The organism is Pseudomonas sp. zfem001 (assembly GCF_032621725.1).
Lineage (GTDB): Bacteria > Pseudomonadota > Gammaproteobacteria > Pseudomonadales > Pseudomonadaceae > Aquipseudomonas > Aquipseudomonas sediminis.
In genome coordinates this window covers 271,024-285,622 of record NZ_JAVYJI010000001.1, presented here as the reverse complement: position 1 = coordinate 285,622, position 14,599 = coordinate 271,024, and the positions used below count along the sequence as shown (strand labels likewise).

Genomic DNA, 14,599 nt, shown 5'->3' with positions numbered 1-14,599 from the left:
CGGGGGCACCGGCATTGGCGCGGCTCAGTTACGCATGGCGCCGAAATGTGCGCAGCCACGCAGCACCTGGCCGTCGAGGCGCAGTTCGGCGCGGAGGTGGTTGACCGCGCCGCTCATGCCGTCGACGCAGCGCTGCGGTGCAACCCACAGATCCAGACGCTGACCGTTGGCTTCGCTGCTGAAACTCAGACGACCGTCCGGCAGCTGTTCCTCCAGATAAGGCAGGGCCAACGGCTCTTGATCAGGGCGGTTCAGCACCAGGCCCTTGCTGCCGACTTCCACTTGCCAGAGCGGCTCGTTACCGCTGGCGCGCAGGGCCAGGCGCTTGAAGTTGAGGTCGTCGCAGCCGTGTCCTTCACCTTGCAGGCGATAGATCTGGCTGACTTCGAAGCGACCATCGCTGCCCTTGCCCTGGCTGCCGCCCAGGCGCCCGGCCAGATCGGCGAACAGGCTGGCCTGGCTATCACTGCCAAGTTGCATGACTTCGCGCTCGATACCGGTGGTGTCGCCATCGACCAGCACGAAGCGACGCTGTTCCTGGCAGGGAGTGAACACCAGTTGACCATTTTCGACCTGGACTTGACCTTGCAAGCGAGTCGCCGGCGGTGGGCCTTCCGGCTTGCCGGTGTAGACCTGGCAGGCGGCCAGGAGCGGGAGAAGGGCGACGCTGGTAAGTAGGGAGCGGGTGATGGACATGAGTCTCTCCAGATACGAGCGGCCACCATAGCCACAGCGCGACCCTGGCTCAAGCCGTTTGCTTTGACTGAGCCGCACGAGTACGGCCTAATTCGCCCCTTCATAAGCCGTCGAGCAGCTTCTGCAATGCCCAACCCCGCCATGCGCCCCAGCACGCTTCATTTGCCCCAGGGCCACTGGGCGACGGTGCTCGATTGCCTGTGCGATCACTTTCCCGCCATCGACCGCGCCACCTGGCTGCAACGTATGGCGCGCGGTCGGGTGCTGGATGCGGCCGGTGCGCCTATCGATGCCACGCACCCTTATCGCGTCGGGCTCAAGGTGCGCTATTTCCGTGAGGTGCCGAACGAGACGCCGATTCCCTTCGACGAGCAGGTGCTGTGGCAGGACGAGCACCTGCTGGTCGCCGACAAACCGCATTTTCTGCCGGTGATGCCGGCCGGTGAATACGTCGAGCAGACCCTGCTGGCACGTCTGATCAAGCGCACCGGCAACCCAGATCTGGTGCCGATCCACCGCATCGACCGACTGACGGCCGGCCTGGTGCTGTTCTCGGTCAACCCGGCCAGCCGCGGCCAGTACCAGGCGCTGTTTCGCCAGCGCGCGGTGGAGAAGTGTTACGAGGCCATCGCCCCTGCATTACCGCAGCTGCAGTTTCCCTACCTGCACCGTTCACGGATGGTTGATGGCGAGCCGTTCTTTCGTATGCAGGAAGTCGCTGGCGAGGCCAACAGCGAAACGCGAATCGAGGTGCTGGAACGACGCGGCGAACTGTGGCGTTATGGCTTGTCGCCGGTAACCGGGCGTAAGCATCAACTGCGCGTGCATCTGGCCGGGCTCAGTGCGCCCATCGTCGGCGACGATTTCTATCCGCATTTGTTGGAGTCACGTAATCAGCCGGATGACTACAGCAAACCACTCAAACTGCTGGCGCGCGGTCTGCGCTTCGTCGACCCGGTCAATGGTCAAGTGCGTGAGTTCCAGAGCGAATTGCAGCTGCAGTGGTAGCTTCCGCTCGTGGGAGGGGCTTCAGCCGCGAGCTTTTCGCCGCTACGACTGCATGGATGCAGGAGGTAGAGCGAAGCAGGATGCCAGAGCCGAAAGCGTCTTCCACCGTGTGTTGCCGGAGGCATAAAAAAAGCCCGCACAAGGCGGGCTAAACGTGGCTCTTGCACCAGAGCTTGAATAAGGGTTCGGCGAGGAACATCACCAGAAACAGCCGTAGCACCTGCAGAGCAGTGACCAGCGCTACCGATAGCTGCAAGGCTTCGGCGGTCAGACACAGCTCCGTGATACCGCCCGGCATCATGCCCAGCATCAACGACAGATGGTCTTCGCCGGCCAGCCAGCCAAGGGCTTCGCCGAGTGCGGCAGCGGCGAGCATCGCCAGCAGGGTGAAGGCCAGCACGCGGGCGAGAAAACCTGGCGCGCTGCGGAAGAAGGCGCGGTCGAAGTGACAGCCCAGGGCGCAACCGATCAGCCATTGGCCAAGCTGGCCCATGCCTTGCGGCAGGCCCAGATGCAGGTCGAAACTGGCACTGGCCACGGCGCAGGCGACCAGTGGACCAAGCATCCAGGGGTTGGGTTGTTTCAGACGTCCCCAGAGCACTGCCAGCACAGCACCAGCGGCGAGCAGACCGGCTAACCAGGTCCAGTCCACCAGTGCGCGAGGTGGCGCGCTGACATCGGGCAGGCCCCAGGTGAACAGCGCCGGAATCAGCAGCACCACCAGCAGCAGGCGCAGACTATGCGCCGCAGCGACACGTGCGGGTTGCGCGTCGTGACGCAGGGCCAGATTGACCATCTCGCTGGCGCCGCCAGGCATGCTGGCGAAGAAGGCGGTAGCACGGTCTACGCCGGCACGGCGAAGGATGGCGATGCCGATCAGGCTGAGCAGAAGCGTGCCGAAAGCACCCATGACGATGACCGGCAGATGGCTGAGCACCTGTTCCAGCACGTCGCTGGTGAAATGCAGGCCGATACCGCTGGCCACCAACCATTGGCCGGCCTTGCGCCCGCCCGGCAGTTCACTGAAGGGGCGGTCGGCCAGGCAGCGCACGGCGATGACCGCCAGCAAGGAACCGACCATCCACGGCAAAGGCCAGCCGGCGAGGCTGGCCAGATAACCGCCGACCACTCCGGCCAGCGGCGTTACCCAAAGATCACGAGGCAGTGGCATCAGCCCCAGCCTTGATCTGCTTGCGTCGACGCATCCAGCGGATGCCCGGCAGGGCCAGCATCAGCGCTACCAGCGCCCACAGTACCAGAGTGATCGGGCTGCCCCAGAGGATGCCCAGATCACCAGCGGAGATCGACAGCGCGCGACGCAGGTTGTCCTCCATCATCTCACCCAGTACGAAGCCGAGAATCACGGCCGAGAGTGGGAAATCCAGCTTGCGCAGGATGTAGCCAAACACGCCAAGCGCGATCATCAATACCAGGTCGAAGGTGGTGCTGTGTACTGCGTAGACACCGACCATGCTGATCACGGTGATGGCGGGCACCAGCACCCAGTTCGGCACGCTGAGCATGCGCGAGAACAGGCCGACCAGCGGAATGTTCATCACCAGCAGGATGATGTTGCCGATGAACAGCGAGGCGATCAGACCCCAGACCACGTCGGGCTGCTGTTCGAACAGCAGCGGGCCGGGTGTGATGTTGTACAGGGTCAGCGCACCGATCATCACTGCGGTGGTGCCCGAACCCGGCACGCCAAGGGTCAGCATCGGGATCAGCGAGCCGCAGGCCGAAGCGTTGTTGGCCGACTCAGGCGCCGCAACGCCGCGCAGGTCACCGTCGCCGAACTTGCCGCTGTCACCCGCCAGGCGCTTCTCGGTCATGTAGGTCATGGCGCTGGCGATGGTCGCACCGGCGCCCGGCAGTACGCCAATGACGAAGCCGGCGACCGAGCTGCGAATCATGGTCCAGAAGGTGAAGCAGTATTCCTTGAAGTTGAACAGCACGCGGCCGCTGGCTTTCACGGCCTTCTGGCCGTTGTGGGTGTTTTCCAGCATCAGCAGAATTTCGCTGACACTGAAGAAGCCGATCACCACGATGACGAACTGGATACCGTCGGACAGGCTGACGCTGTCGAAGGTGAAGCGGTAGACCCCGGTAGTGGAGTCGACCCCGACCGTGGCCAGTGCCAGGCCGATCAGGGCCGAGAGCAAGGTCTTGACCGGCTTGTCGCCGACCATGCCGCCGAGGCAGGCAATCGCGAAGATCATCAGTACGAAGTACTCGGCCGGGCCGAAGGCCACTGCCCATTTCGCCAGGATCGGTGCGAACAGCACCACACCGCAAGTGGCGATCATGCTGCCGGTGAAGGAGCTCACTGCCGACAGCGACAGGGCGATACCTGCCTTGCCCTGACGTGCCAGCGGGTAGCCGTCGAGGGTGGTCATCACCGCGGCAGCATCGCCGGGTACGTTGAGCAGAATGGCGGAAATACGGCCGCCATACTCGCAGCCCAGATAGACGGCGGCGAGCAGAATCAGTGCGGTTTCCGGCGGCAGGCCAAGGGCGAAGGCCAAGGGCAGCAGCAGGGCGACACCGTTGATCGGGCCCAGGCCCGGCAGCAGACCGACGATGGTGCCAACGAAGGCACCGAACAGGGCAACCAGCAGGTTGGTCGGCCGGGTGGCGACGTCAAAGCCCTGCATCAGAAAATGTAATGTTTCCATCTCAGCTCTCCACCAACGCTTCGAACACGCCCAGTGGCAGCGGAACGTCTAGCGCATAATCGAACAATGCATACAGCAGCACACCCATCAGGGCGCCGCTAATCAGGCACGGCAGCACACGACCCGTGAACAGCAAGCCCAGAACGAAGGTTGCCAGTGCGGTACTCAGGACGAAGCCCAGGGGCTCGAAGAGCAGGGCGTAGGCCAGCAGGGTCAGGATGCACAGGCCTGCACGCTGCAGCGCCTGGCGGCTGAGCGCCTCGGTCTGCGGACCCGGCTTGAATATCAGCCAGGCGGCACCAGCAGCCATCAATGCCAGCAGCAGCAGCGGATAGGCCCTCGGGCCGACAGGGTCGTAGGCGAAGGGTGCCTGGAAACCCCAGGCGATGACTGCGAGAAAGGCGCACAACAGCAGCCAGATCGCAGCGAACAGGCGAACGTACATAGCAGTGGTCTCTTGCGTTGGGACAGGATCGAGCGGCGAGGCGCTCAACTACAGGTTCGGCGTCGGGCGACGCCGAACCTGTCGATGCACTTATTCCTGCATCAGGCCGAATTCACTGGCCAGGGTCTTGTACTCGGCAACCTGCTTGTGCACCAGGGTATCGAGGTCATCACCGGTAACCGACAATGGCAGCAGGTCGCGTTGTTCACGCAGCTTGGCGAACTCTTCGCTGGCCAGCAGGGTGTCGAACTGCTGTTTCCACCAGTTGAACTGCTCGTCGCTGACTTCCGGGCCCATGTAAAAACCGCGGATCACCGGCCAGGTGATGTCGTAGCCCTGCTCCTTGGCTGTCGGGATCTCGGCCAGCTTGCCCGGCAGGCGCTCATCGGAGAGCACGGCGAGGATGCGTACTTTCTTCGCTTCCAGTTGCGGGGTGACTTCACCCAGGCCGCTGCTGGTGACCTGTACATGGCCACCGAGCATGGCGGTGAGGGTTTCACCGCCGCCTTCGAAGGCAACATAGCGCAGGTTCTTCGGTTCGATCCCGGCCAGGCGGGCGATCAGCGCGGTCTGCATCCAGTCCTGGCCGCCGATGGTGGCGCCGGCGCCGAAGACGATGCTGGACGGATCTTTCTTCAGGGCCTGAACCAGGTCGTCGAGGTTCTTGTACGGAGAGTCGGCGCGCACGGTGATTGCGCCGTAGTCGGTACCGACTGCGGCCAGCCAGCGTACGGCGTTCTCGTCATAACGACCGAACTTGCCCTGTGCCAGGTTCAGCAGCGAGCCCGAGGAGAAGGCGGTAATGGTGCCTGGGTCCTTGGCGCGCTGGGCGACCACGGCGTTGTAGGCCACGGCACCGACACCGCCCGGCATGTAGGTGACGCGCATTGGCGCCTTGAGCAGGCCTTCGTCTTTCAGGCCACTTTGGGCCAGTTTGCAGGTCAGGTCGAAACCACCACCGGGCTTGGCCGGGGCGATGCATTCGGGGCGCTTTGGTTCGGCGGCCAGCAGTTGGCTGGCGAAGGCCAGGCAGGCAGTCGCCAGTGCGGCGCGGGTCAGTACGGATTTCATGATGAATGATTCCTCGTGAGTCTTGTTGTTGTTTACCAAATCGGCAGGGTGTAGCCGACGATGACACGGTTCTCGTCCGCGTCGCGGGCGAAGTCGGAGCGGAAGCTGGCGTTGCGCACGCGTACGTAGAGGTCCTTGAGCGGGCCGGTTTGCACTACGTACTTGAACTCGATATCGCGTTCCCATTCGCCCCCACGGTCGTCGGAGCCGGCGATGCGGGCATCGTCACCACGGATGTAGCGGGTCATAAACGTCAGGCCGGGAACCCCGATGCTGGCGAAGTTGTAATCGTAGCGGGCCTGCCAGGAACGCTCGTCGGCGTTGGCGAAGTCGTTGATCTGCACGAAGTTGACCAGAAACGGATCGCTGCCATCGATGTAGGCAAAGCCGGTATCGCCGCTCATGTCCTGGAAGCCCAGGCCAAATTTGTGTGCGCCCAGGCCGTAGCTGACCATGCCGTTGATGGCGCGGTTATCGACCTTGCCGGCCTTGGCCGCGCCGCTGTCGCTGCTGTAGATCAGGCGCAGATCGCTGCTCAGGGTGCCAGGACCGATCTTGTGGCTGGTGAGCAAGCCGAGGAAGTGCTGGCGATAGATGTCGTCCAGATCGGCGAAGTAGTAGCGGCCGGTGACGCCCGGGGTGAATTTGTAGTCGACGCCGGCCAGGTCCAGATGGTCTGCGCTGATGCCACCAGCAAAGCGACGGTTCTTGCTGTTGAGCACCATGTCCTCTTCGTCGGTGGATGCGCGGTCGATGACCTTGTCCAGGCGACCACCGGTGAAGGTCAGGCCCTCGAGTTCTGAAGAGGTCAGCAAGCCACCTTCGAATACCTGCGGCAGCAGACGGCTGTCGCTGGCCTTGACCACGGGCAGCTCCGGAACGTGCGAGCCATAACGGAATTCGGTAGCAGAGACCTTGACCTTGGCAGTCAGCCCCAGGCGGCTGAATTCGTCAGCGGAGCGGCCATCGTCGTGAACGGGCAGCAGGTCGGTGCCGGTGCGGCCTCGACCGGAGTCGAGCTTGAGGCCGAGCAGGCCCATGGCGTCGACACCGAAACCGACGGTGCCTTCGGTGAAGCCGGACTGCAGGTCGAGACGAAAGCCCTGACCCCATTCTTCACGTTTGTTCTGGCCGGAACCTTCGCGGAAATCGCGATTGAAATAGATGTTGGTAGCGGTGAGGCTGGCACTGCTGTCTTCGATGAAGGCGGCGTTGGCGAGGGGGGCAGCGCCGGTAGCGGCGATGGCCAGGCAGAGCAGGCGGACAGGCGGCAGTGCCTGGCGTGAGGCTGCGAGCATCATGTGGTCTCCGTTATTGTTCTTGTCGCCACCTGGCACCACTGCCAGGTCGCTTGAGCAGGTGGATCGAGCCACCTTGTAACGATGCTATGAGGGCAAGCTTTCACTAGGCTTTCATGAAAGAAAGATTTTTATGGCGTTGCGATGGTGCGTTCCGGCAGGTCACGTGAGCGGGCAAACAGATGCTGCTTTGGCATTTGAGCAATTCACAGCAGCCGTGGCGGCGCTACACTGCGCGCCTTTAACGATGCTGCAGTTGGAGGTGGCGGTGCGGATTCTGCTGGTCGAAGACCATCCGCAATTGGCGGAAAGCGTGGCTCAGGCGCTCAAGGGCGCCGGCTGGACTGTGGATGTTCTGCATGATGGCGTTGCCGCTGACCTTGCGCTGTGCAGCGAAGAGTACGCCTTGGCAATCCTCGATATCGGCCTGCCACGCCTGGACGGATTCGCGGTGCTGGCGCGCCTGCGTGACCGCGGCCAGACCCTGCCGGTACTGATGCTGACTGCACGTGGCGAAGTGAAAGACCGCGTGCATGGCCTCAATCTAGGTGCCGATGACTACCTGGCCAAACCCTTCGAGCTGACCGAGCTGGAGGCTCGGGTCAAAGCCCTGCTGCGGCGCAGTGTGCTGGGCGGCGAGCAGTTGCAGCGCTGCGGCGACCTGGTCTACGACCTTGGCGCACGTCGTTTCAGTCTCAAAGGCGAAGCGCTCAGCCTGACTGCCCGTGAACAGGCAGTGCTGGAGGCGATGATCGCCAGACCGGGCAGGGTGATGAGCAAGGAGCAACTGGCGGCGCAGGTGTTCGGTCTGGACGAGGATGCCAGTCCGGATGCCATCGAAATCTACATTCACCGCTTGCGCAAGAAGCTCGAGGGCAGTGCCGTGCGCATCGTCACCTTCCGTGGTCTCGGCTACCTGTTGGAAGCGGTCGAGGCATGAGTCGTGGTGTCAGTCTGCGTGGGCGTCTGCTGCGGCGTCTGGCGGTGCTGTTGTCGCTGATCCTGCTGCTGAGCAGCTTCAGTGCCTATTGGAGTGCGCGCCGCGCAGCTGACACCGCCTATGACCGAACGCTATTGGCATCGGCGCGTGCGGTGGCCGATGGTCTCTATGCCGACGACGGTCGGCTGCTCGCCAATATTCCTTATGTGGCACTGGATACCTTTGCCTACGACAGCGCCGGACGCATCTACTACCAAGTGCTCGACCTGCAGGGCAATCAGGTTTCCGGCTATGAGGACCTGCCGCCAGCGCCAGCGGGCACGCCACGTACTGACGATTATCCGGCGCTGGCCCACTTCTACGACGCCGAATACCGCAATCAGGGCGTACGCGTGGTCAGCTTTCTGCAACCAGTCAGCGAGCCGCAGCTAAACGGTATCGCCGAAATCCGCGTGGCGGAAACCCAGGGTGCACGCGAGCGCATGGCCCGCGAACTGTTGATCGGTACCTTGTGGCGCATGGGGTTGTTGTCGGTCAGCGCGCTGCTGCTGGTTTGGTTGGCGGTGAATCTGGCCCTGCGGCCGCTGGAAGCACTGCGTCGGGAAGTGGCTGAGCGGGCCAGCGATGACCTGCAGCCGCTGCCGGACGGCGGGCTGCCACGTGAGGTGCTGCCGCTGGTGGAAACGCTGAACCAGTTCAATGAGCGCTTGCAGGGGCTATTCGAGCGACAGTCACAGTTCATTGCCGATGCAGCGCATGAGTTGCGTACGCCGCTGGCGGCGCTGAAAGCGCGCATCACCCTGGGCTTGCGCGCCGATCAGCCTGAGGAATGGCGCAGCACTCTGGAGCAGGTGGCGCAGGAAGGTGATCGTCTGACTTCGTTGGCCAATCAGTTGCTGTCGCTGGCGCGTATCGAGAGCGGTGCACGAGCCATTACCGAAGGCGGTGCTCAGCGTATCGATCTCAGTCAGCTGGCGCGTGAACTGGGGCTGGCCATGGCGCCACTGGCTCATGCCCGTGGTGTCGCGCTGGCGCTGGAGGCTGACCAGGCGGTGTGGATCGATGGTGAACCGACGTTGCTCAACGAGTTACTGAATAACCTGCTGGATAACGCATTGGCGCATACACCGGCCGGCGGCAACCTGATCATCCGCGCACTGGCGCCGTCTGTACTCGAGGTCGAGGATGACGGTCCGGGTATTCCCGAGGCCGAACATGAGAAGGTTTTCGAGCGTTTCTATCGACGTAGCAACCTCGGCAATGGCGCAGGCCTCGGCTTGGCCATCGTTGGTGAGATCTGTCGCGCCCATCAGGCTCGTATCAGCCTGCATCAAGCGCAGCCGCATGGCCTGCGGGTACGTGTCGAGTTTCCGTTATCAGTGGCTGAGGCTTAGCGGCTGCTGAATCTCCAGCAGGTACTGGGAAACCCTGCCACTGTCGCGCAATTGATTCAGGCCACGATTGAAGCGTTGCATCAGTTCGTCATTGCCCGGCACCTCGCGCGATAGCAGCAGATGCAGACTGTCGCTGCGCAGAGGCTTGCGATGAAAGCTCAGGCGCTGGCGTTCGGCAGCGCTGAATTTCTGATAGAGCAGGTCGAAGCCCACCACCTTGTCCACGGGAAACACATCGATGCGCCCGGCCAGCAACTGGCGCAGGCCCTGTTCATCACCGGTCAGGCGTACCACCTCGAGCTCTCCGGCGGCTTCGGCACGTTGAAAGGCTTCGCCGTAGTCATAGCCACGGGTACCCGCAATGCGCAGGCCGCGCAGATCCGTGACATCGTTCCAGTCAAACGCGTGGCTCTTGCGATGAAACAGGTAGTAGCCGCTTTCGACCACCGGCTCGCTGATGTGAAAGTGTTGTTCGCGTTCGGGGTTGGCAAGCCAGACGGCGCTGCCGTCGCGCGTGCCTTGTTCGGCCATTTTCAGCGAGCGTGCCCACGGGTGAAATTCCCATTGCACTTCGACGCCTTGCAGTGCAAATGCCTCGGCGACGATGCGTGAGGCCACGCCATGGTGGGGCAGGGTTTCCCCGAGGTACGGCGGCCATTCGCCGTTGGTGAGGCGTACCTGCTCGGCGGCCTGGGCGCTGCCGAGCATCAGGACGAGCAGGAGAAATGCGTAACGCATGGCTCTACTTCCTCAAGCGAATGGCTCGAGTGTAGAGGCATTTTGCCATCTTTGGCGAGATGCTTTTATTGCAGCATGCCCATGGCTGCTTCCATGGCGGCGGAGAGGTCTTCGTCGGCCTGCATGTCGACCTGCGGGTCCAGGCCAAGCTTGGAGAACGCTGGCACTTTGCTCCAGTCCAGCTGGGTGTAGGGGTGCTCGCTGCCCAGGTAGCTTTGCAGCGTGGCGACCTGAACGATATCGACGTAATCGACCTTGGCCGAGTCGCGGGTGAAATCCAGATACTGGCTCGGCACGATGGCGATGGGCTCGGGGAACTCCCAGGTACGCAGGATCTTGTCGCCGATGATCGGGTGAATCTGCTCGATCACGTGATTGAGGCTGATGGAGTCGGCCAGCAGCTCGTTGTGTTCTTCGGCGTAGGTGAGGATCGGCAGCACGCCGATCTGGTGCACCAGGCCGGCGAGGGTGGCCTGGTCCGGCATCAGGCGGGTGTAGTGACGGCACAGCACGTGACAGATACCGGCGATCTCGGTGCTCTTGTTCCACACCTCGCGCATCTTGCGGTCGACCACATCGCTGGTGGCCTGGAACATCTGCTCCATGGCCAGGCCGGTGGCCAGGTTGCAGGTGTAATTGATCCCCAGACGGCTGACGGCCATCTGCAGGTCGGTGATTTCCTTGTTGCTGCGCAGCAGCGGGCTGTTGACCACCTTGATGATGCGCGCGGTGAGGGCTGCGTCGTTACCGATTACCTTGCTGATCTGCGGAATGCCCACATCCGGGTCTTCCGCTGCTTCACGCACCCGCAATGCCACCTCGGGCAAGGTGGGCAGTACCAGCTCATCGTTCTCGATGGCGTGGATCAGTTCCTGTTGGACTTTTTCGGCAAGCTTGCTCATGAAATAGCTCTCTTAGGCGATCCGATGCGGCGCCGGGGAAGTTTAGTCAGCGCTGGATTTCCTGGTCGGCATCCAGCTGATAAGGCAGATCGAGCAGGGTCAGCGTCGGGCCCTCACTGCTGCCGAGGTGAATACGGCCGTCGTTCACGGCATCTTCCTGCAGCACGGCGAGCAACTCGATGGCGTCGCCGGCCTGGGCCGCCAGCACCACTTCGCCAACGCTGGAACCATGCACCGGGGAGAACAATTCGACGCCGACGGCCGGCAGCTCGGAGCCGACCAGGCGCAGGCGCTGCAAGCGGCGCTTGAGCTTGCCCAGGTACTGCATGCGCGCGACGATTTCCTGGCCGGTGTAGCAGCCCTTCTTGAAGCTTACGCCGCCGAGGGCCTGCAGGTTGATCATCTGCGGAATGAACAGCTCACGTGTGGCGCCGAACACCTGGCCCACGCCGGCACGAACCTGAGCCAGTAGCCAGTCGTTCAGCGGCGCCTGCGGCAGCGCGGTGGCCAGGCGGCCTTGCAGTTGTTCTGTTTCGGCGGCCGGAGCCCACAGCTCGGCACGGCCATCGCTCAGGCGCACGGCAATTAACGGTCCAGCGCTGGTGATGGAGTCGCTGGCAGAGCCCAATTGCAGGCCAAGCTCGCCGAGTACGGCGTCGCCGCCGGCCAGGCCGAAACGGACCCAGGCGGCGCTTTCATCACTGAGCTTGGATTTGGAGAACACTGCGTATTTCTGCAGATCGGCCTGCTGCGACTCGATCAGTTCGCGTGCCATGGCCAGCAGATAGCCGTCTTCCACCGGGACGATGCGAAAGCTCGACAGCATGCGGCCCTTGGGCGTGCAGCGGGCGCCAAGACTGGATTGGCTGGCGCTGAGGTAATTGAGGTTGCAGGTCACTTGGCCCTGCAGGAACTTGGCTGCGTCCGCGCCGCGAACAGCGAGTAGGCCTTCGTGATCGAGGAGGGTGAAGTAAGCGCTATCGGCCATGATGCAAATCGAATCGCTGAATAAAGGTCAGGGGCATCATCATAGTGGGCAGGGCAGGGCCTTGTCAGCGCAATTGCACAGCGTCGCGGTGAACAGCGACGCAATTCGCCGTTATACTGCCGGCCTCGTTCGAGGAGTCCGTTGCATGGTTGAGCAAAGTGAACTGAATCGCCTGTTCTGGCATAGCCGCCGTGGCATGCTGGAGCTGGATGTGCTGCTGGTACCTTTCGTCAAGGAGGTGTACCCGAGCCTGGATGCCGAGAACCAGGCGCGCTATCGCAAGCTGCTGGAATGCGAGGATCAGGACATGTTCGGCTGGTTCATGCAGCGCGGCGAGCCCGAGGATGCCGACCTGCGCCACATCGTGCGCATGATCCTGGACCGTGTCCAACCCAAGTGATGTTTTCGAGTGCCGTTGGCAGCCATCACGCCGGCTGCTGAGGCTCTATCTGTCGGTCCTGGCGTTGGCCTTGCTGGCGCCGTGGCTGGCCGACATTCCCACCTGGTCGAAGCTGCTGTCATTCGTGGCGTGCCTGGCACATGCCGCCTGGGTGCTGCCGCGACACGTTCTGCTGACAGCGCCGAAGGCCATCACCGGATTGCGCCGTGATGGATTCGGCTGGCATCTATACAGTGCTGCAACTGGCTGGCAGGCGGTGCAACTTCGTCCTGACAGCCTGGCCTTGCCGCTGGTCGTGGTGCTGCGCTATCGCTTGCCAGGCCAGCGCTTCAGTCGCGGCTCGTGCATTCCGTGTGACGCGTTGGCGCCGGAGCAGCACCGGCGCCTGCGTTTGTGCCTGAAGTTCAGCCGGCGGCGCTGGGCTGAGCCTGGGGCGTCGGCGTCAGGATAGTGTCGCGTGCTTCGGCCAGTTGCTCGGGATAGTCGAGGGTGTAGTGCAGCCCGCGGCTCTCATGGCGTTGCATGGCCGAGCTGATCATCAGCTCGGCGACCAGGGCGAGGTTGCGCAGCTCGATCAGGTCGCGACTGACTTTGTAGTTCGAGTAGAACTCATCGATCTCGTCCAGCAACAGGCGCACGCGATGTTGCGCGCGCTGCAGGCGCTTGTTGGTGCGCACGATGCCGACGTAGTCCCACATGAAGCGGCGCAGCTCGTCCCAGTTGTGGGCGATGATCACGTCCTCGTCCGAGTCGGTCACCTGGCTGGCGTCCCAGCCCGGCAGGTCGCTGGGCATCTCGATAGTGTTCAACTGCTCGGTGATATCCGCGCAGGCCGAGCGCGCATAGACGAAGCATTCGAGCAGCGAATTGCTGGCCATGCGGTTGGCGCCATGCAGGCCGGTAAAGCTGGTTTCGCCGATGGCATACAAGCCTGGTACGTCGGTACGGCCATGTTGATCGACCACCACACCGCCGCAGGTGTAATGCGCTGCGGGGACGACCGGGATGGCCTGCTTGGTGATGTCGATGCCAAAGCCCAGGCAGCGCTCGTAGACAGTGGGGAAGTGACTCTTGATGAACTCGGCGGGCTTGTGACTGATGTCCAGGTAGACACAGTCGACACCTAGGCGCTTCATTTCATGGTCGATGGCGCGGGCGACGATGTCGCGCGGTGCCAGTTCGGCGCGCTCGTCGAAGCGCTGCATGAAGCGTTCGCCATTGGGCAGCTTGAGCAAGCCGCCTTCGCCGCGCACGGCTTCGGTGACCAGGAAGCTCTTGGCTTGTGGGTGATACAGGCAGGTGGGGTGGAACTGGTTGAACTCCAGATTGCCGACGCGGCAGCCGGCACGCCAGGCCATGGCAATGCCGTCGCCACAGGCGCCATCCGGGTTGCTGGTATAGAGGTAGACCTTGGCTGCGCCGCCGGTGGCGAGAATCACGAAGCGCGCGCTGAAGGTGTCCACTTCACCGCGAGCACGATCCAGTACGTAAGCCCCCAGGCAGCGCTCACCATCCAGGCCGAGCTTACGTTCGGTGATCAGGTCGACGGCGACGCGTTGCTCCAGTAGTTCGATGTTCGGGCGTTGCCGGGCCTGCTCCAACAGCGTATTGAAGATCGCTGCACCGGTAGCGTCGGCTGCGTGAATGATGCGTCGATGGCTATGGCCACCTTCGCGGGTCAGGTGGAACTCGAAACCGCCATCCTCGCGCGCGGTTTCATCGTCGCGGGTAAAAGGCACGCCCTGGTCGATCAGCCACTGGATGGCTTCGCGGCTGTGTTCTACCGTGAATCGCACAGCGTCTTCGCGGCACAGGCCGGCGCCAGCGTCGAGGGTGTCGGCGACGTGGGATTCGACCGTGTCGGTGTCGTCCAGGACTGCCGCTACACCACCTTGCGCCCAGTAGGTCGAGCCGTTGGCGAGATTGCCTTTGCTCAAGACCGCGATGCGCAAGTGGGTTGGAAGGGTGAGGGCGAGGGTCAGGCCGGCGGCACCGCTGCCGATAACCAGAACGTCGTGCTGGAAGTGTTGGCTCATGTCCGAGT

15 protein-coding genes are annotated in these 14,599 nt (G+C 62.9%); 5 read left to right on the top strand and 10 right to left on the bottom strand.

Going from position 1 to position 14,599, the window contains the following annotated elements; all coding sequences use genetic code 11:
• Positions 1-24: 24 nt before the first annotated feature.
• Complete coding sequence (locus tag RTH74_RS01430; RefSeq protein ID WP_316913523.1) at positions 25-696, bottom strand: hypothetical protein; 672 nt, start codon at positions 694-696, stop codon at positions 25-27.
• Positions 697-822: 126 nt separating this feature from the next.
• On the opposite strand from RTH74_RS01430, the gene RTH74_RS01425 reads away from it, so the two are divergent.
• A complete protein-coding gene (locus RTH74_RS01425) occupies positions 823-1,704 on the top strand; it encodes an RluA family pseudouridine synthase (protein WP_316913522.1) in 882 nt (293 codons plus the stop codon).
• Between the two features lie 148 nt (positions 1,705-1,852).
• On the opposite strand, the gene RTH74_RS01420 is transcribed toward RTH74_RS01425, so the two are convergent.
• From RTH74_RS01420 to RTH74_RS01400, 5 genes are all read right to left on the bottom strand, one after another.
• On the bottom strand, positions 1,853-2,875 hold the full coding sequence (locus tag RTH74_RS01420; protein ID WP_316913521.1) for an AbrB family transcriptional regulator: 1,023 nt from the start codon (positions 2,873-2,875) through the stop codon (positions 1,853-1,855).
• A complete protein-coding gene (locus RTH74_RS01415; RefSeq protein WP_316913520.1) occupies positions 2,859-4,379 on the bottom strand; it encodes a tripartite tricarboxylate transporter permease in 1,521 nt (506 codons plus the stop codon). Before RTH74_RS01415 ends, RTH74_RS01420 begins: the two co-directional genes overlap by 17 nt.
• 1 nt (position 4,380) lies before the next feature.
• Complete coding sequence (locus RTH74_RS01410; protein ID WP_106732948.1) at positions 4,381-4,824, bottom strand: tripartite tricarboxylate transporter TctB family protein; 444 nt, start codon at positions 4,822-4,824, stop codon at positions 4,381-4,383.
• A gap of 90 nt (positions 4,825-4,914) precedes the next feature.
• Positions 4,915-5,895, bottom strand: a complete 981-nt coding sequence (locus tag RTH74_RS01405) for a tripartite tricarboxylate transporter substrate binding protein (protein ID WP_316913519.1) — start codon at positions 5,893-5,895, stop codon at positions 4,915-4,917.
• 32 nt (positions 5,896-5,927) lie between these two features.
• Positions 5,928-7,193, bottom strand: coding sequence for an OprD family porin (locus RTH74_RS01400; protein WP_316914301.1), 1,266 nt, complete (start codon positions 7,191-7,193; stop codon positions 5,928-5,930).
• A gap of 268 nt (positions 7,194-7,461) precedes the next feature.
• On the opposite strand from RTH74_RS01400, the gene RTH74_RS01395 reads away from it, so the two are divergent.
• Positions 7,462-8,133 carry a response regulator gene (locus tag RTH74_RS01395; protein ID WP_106733155.1) on the top strand — a complete coding sequence of 224 codons (672 nt, stop codon included), beginning with the start codon at positions 7,462-7,464 and terminating at the stop codon, positions 8,131-8,133.
• On the top strand, positions 8,130-9,527 hold the full coding sequence (locus RTH74_RS01390) for a sensor histidine kinase (protein WP_316913518.1): 1,398 nt from the start codon (positions 8,130-8,132) through the stop codon (positions 9,525-9,527). The genes RTH74_RS01395 and RTH74_RS01390 overlap by 4 nt, the downstream gene beginning before the upstream one ends.
• Here the strand turns inward: RTH74_RS01390 and RTH74_RS01385 are convergent.
• The 3 genes from RTH74_RS01385 to RTH74_RS01375 all read right to left on the bottom strand — a co-directional run bounded on the left by RTH74_RS01385 (position 9,510) and on the right by RTH74_RS01375 (position 12,155).
• A complete protein-coding gene (locus RTH74_RS01385) occupies positions 9,510-10,265 on the bottom strand; it encodes a transporter substrate-binding domain-containing protein (protein ID WP_316913517.1) in 756 nt (251 codons plus the stop codon). The two genes, RTH74_RS01390 and RTH74_RS01385, sit on opposite strands and share 18 nt — an antisense overlap.
• A gap of 65 nt (positions 10,266-10,330) precedes the next feature.
• Positions 10,331-11,167 (bottom strand): HDOD domain-containing protein, encoded by an 837-nt coding sequence (locus RTH74_RS01380; RefSeq protein WP_099522050.1) that lies wholly within the window; start codon positions 11,165-11,167, stop codon positions 10,331-10,333.
• 46 nt (positions 11,168-11,213) lie between these two features.
• The gene (locus tag RTH74_RS01375; RefSeq protein ID WP_316913516.1) at positions 11,214-12,155 is read right to left on the bottom strand and encodes a folate-binding protein; all 942 of its coding nucleotides are present in this window, start codon (positions 12,153-12,155) and stop codon (positions 11,214-11,216) included.
• Between the two features lie 145 nt (positions 12,156-12,300).
• Between RTH74_RS01375 and RTH74_RS01370 the strand changes: the two genes are divergently transcribed.
• On the top strand, positions 12,301-12,555 hold the full coding sequence (locus tag RTH74_RS01370) for a succinate dehydrogenase assembly factor 2 (protein ID WP_017677771.1): 255 nt from the start codon (positions 12,301-12,303) through the stop codon (positions 12,553-12,555).
• Positions 12,539-13,006 carry a protein YgfX gene (locus RTH74_RS01365; RefSeq protein ID WP_316913515.1) on the top strand — a complete coding sequence of 156 codons (468 nt, stop codon included), beginning with the start codon at positions 12,539-12,541 and terminating at the stop codon, positions 13,004-13,006. The genes RTH74_RS01370 and RTH74_RS01365 overlap by 17 nt, the downstream gene beginning before the upstream one ends.
• Here the strand turns inward: RTH74_RS01365 and nadB are convergent.
• A complete protein-coding gene (gene nadB, locus RTH74_RS01360) occupies positions 12,960-14,591 on the bottom strand; it encodes an L-aspartate oxidase (protein WP_316913514.1) in 1,632 nt (543 codons plus the stop codon). The two genes, RTH74_RS01365 and nadB, sit on opposite strands and share 47 nt — an antisense overlap.
• Positions 14,592-14,599: the final 8 nt, after the last annotated feature.

Bases quoted from the DNA above. Each gene is read 5' to 3' on its own strand.
- RTH74_RS01420 (WP_316913521.1), bottom strand. From the start codon at position 2,875: ATGCCACTGCCTCGTGATCTTTGGGTAACGCCGCTGGCCGGAGTGGTC.
- RTH74_RS01425 (WP_316913522.1), top strand. From the start codon at position 823: ATGCCCAACCCCGCCATGCGCCCCAGCACGCTTCATTTGCCCCAGGGC.
- RTH74_RS01375 (WP_316913516.1), bottom strand. From the start codon at position 12,155: ATGGCCGATAGCGCTTACTTCACCCTCCTCGATCACGAAGGCCTACTC.
- RTH74_RS01370 (WP_017677771.1), top strand. From the start codon at position 12,301: ATGGTTGAGCAAAGTGAACTGAATCGCCTGTTCTGGCATAGCCGCCGT.
- RTH74_RS01430 (WP_316913523.1), bottom strand. From the start codon at position 696: ATGTCCATCACCCGCTCCCTACTTACCAGCGTCGCCCTTCTCCCGCTC.
- RTH74_RS01405 (WP_316913519.1), bottom strand. From the start codon at position 5,895: ATGAAATCCGTACTGACCCGCGCCGCACTGGCGACTGCCTGCCTGGCC.
- RTH74_RS01410 (WP_106732948.1), bottom strand. From the start codon at position 4,824: ATGTACGTTCGCCTGTTCGCTGCGATCTGGCTGCTGTTGTGCGCCTTT.
- RTH74_RS01380 (WP_099522050.1), bottom strand. From the start codon at position 11,167: ATGAGCAAGCTTGCCGAAAAAGTCCAACAGGAACTGATCCACGCCATC.
- RTH74_RS01385 (WP_316913517.1), bottom strand. From the start codon at position 10,265: ATGCGTTACGCATTTCTCCTGCTCGTCCTGATGCTCGGCAGCGCCCAG.
- RTH74_RS01400 (WP_316914301.1), bottom strand. From the start codon at position 7,193: ATGCTCGCAGCCTCACGCCAGGCACTGCCGCCTGTCCGCCTGCTCTGC.
- nadB (WP_316913514.1), bottom strand. From the start codon at position 14,591: ATGAGCCAACACTTCCAGCACGACGTTCTGGTTATCGGCAGCGGTGCC.
- RTH74_RS01390 (WP_316913518.1), top strand. From the start codon at position 8,130: ATGAGTCGTGGTGTCAGTCTGCGTGGGCGTCTGCTGCGGCGTCTGGCG.
- RTH74_RS01415 (WP_316913520.1), bottom strand. From the start codon at position 4,379: ATGGAAACATTACATTTTCTGATGCAGGGCTTTGACGTCGCCACCCGG.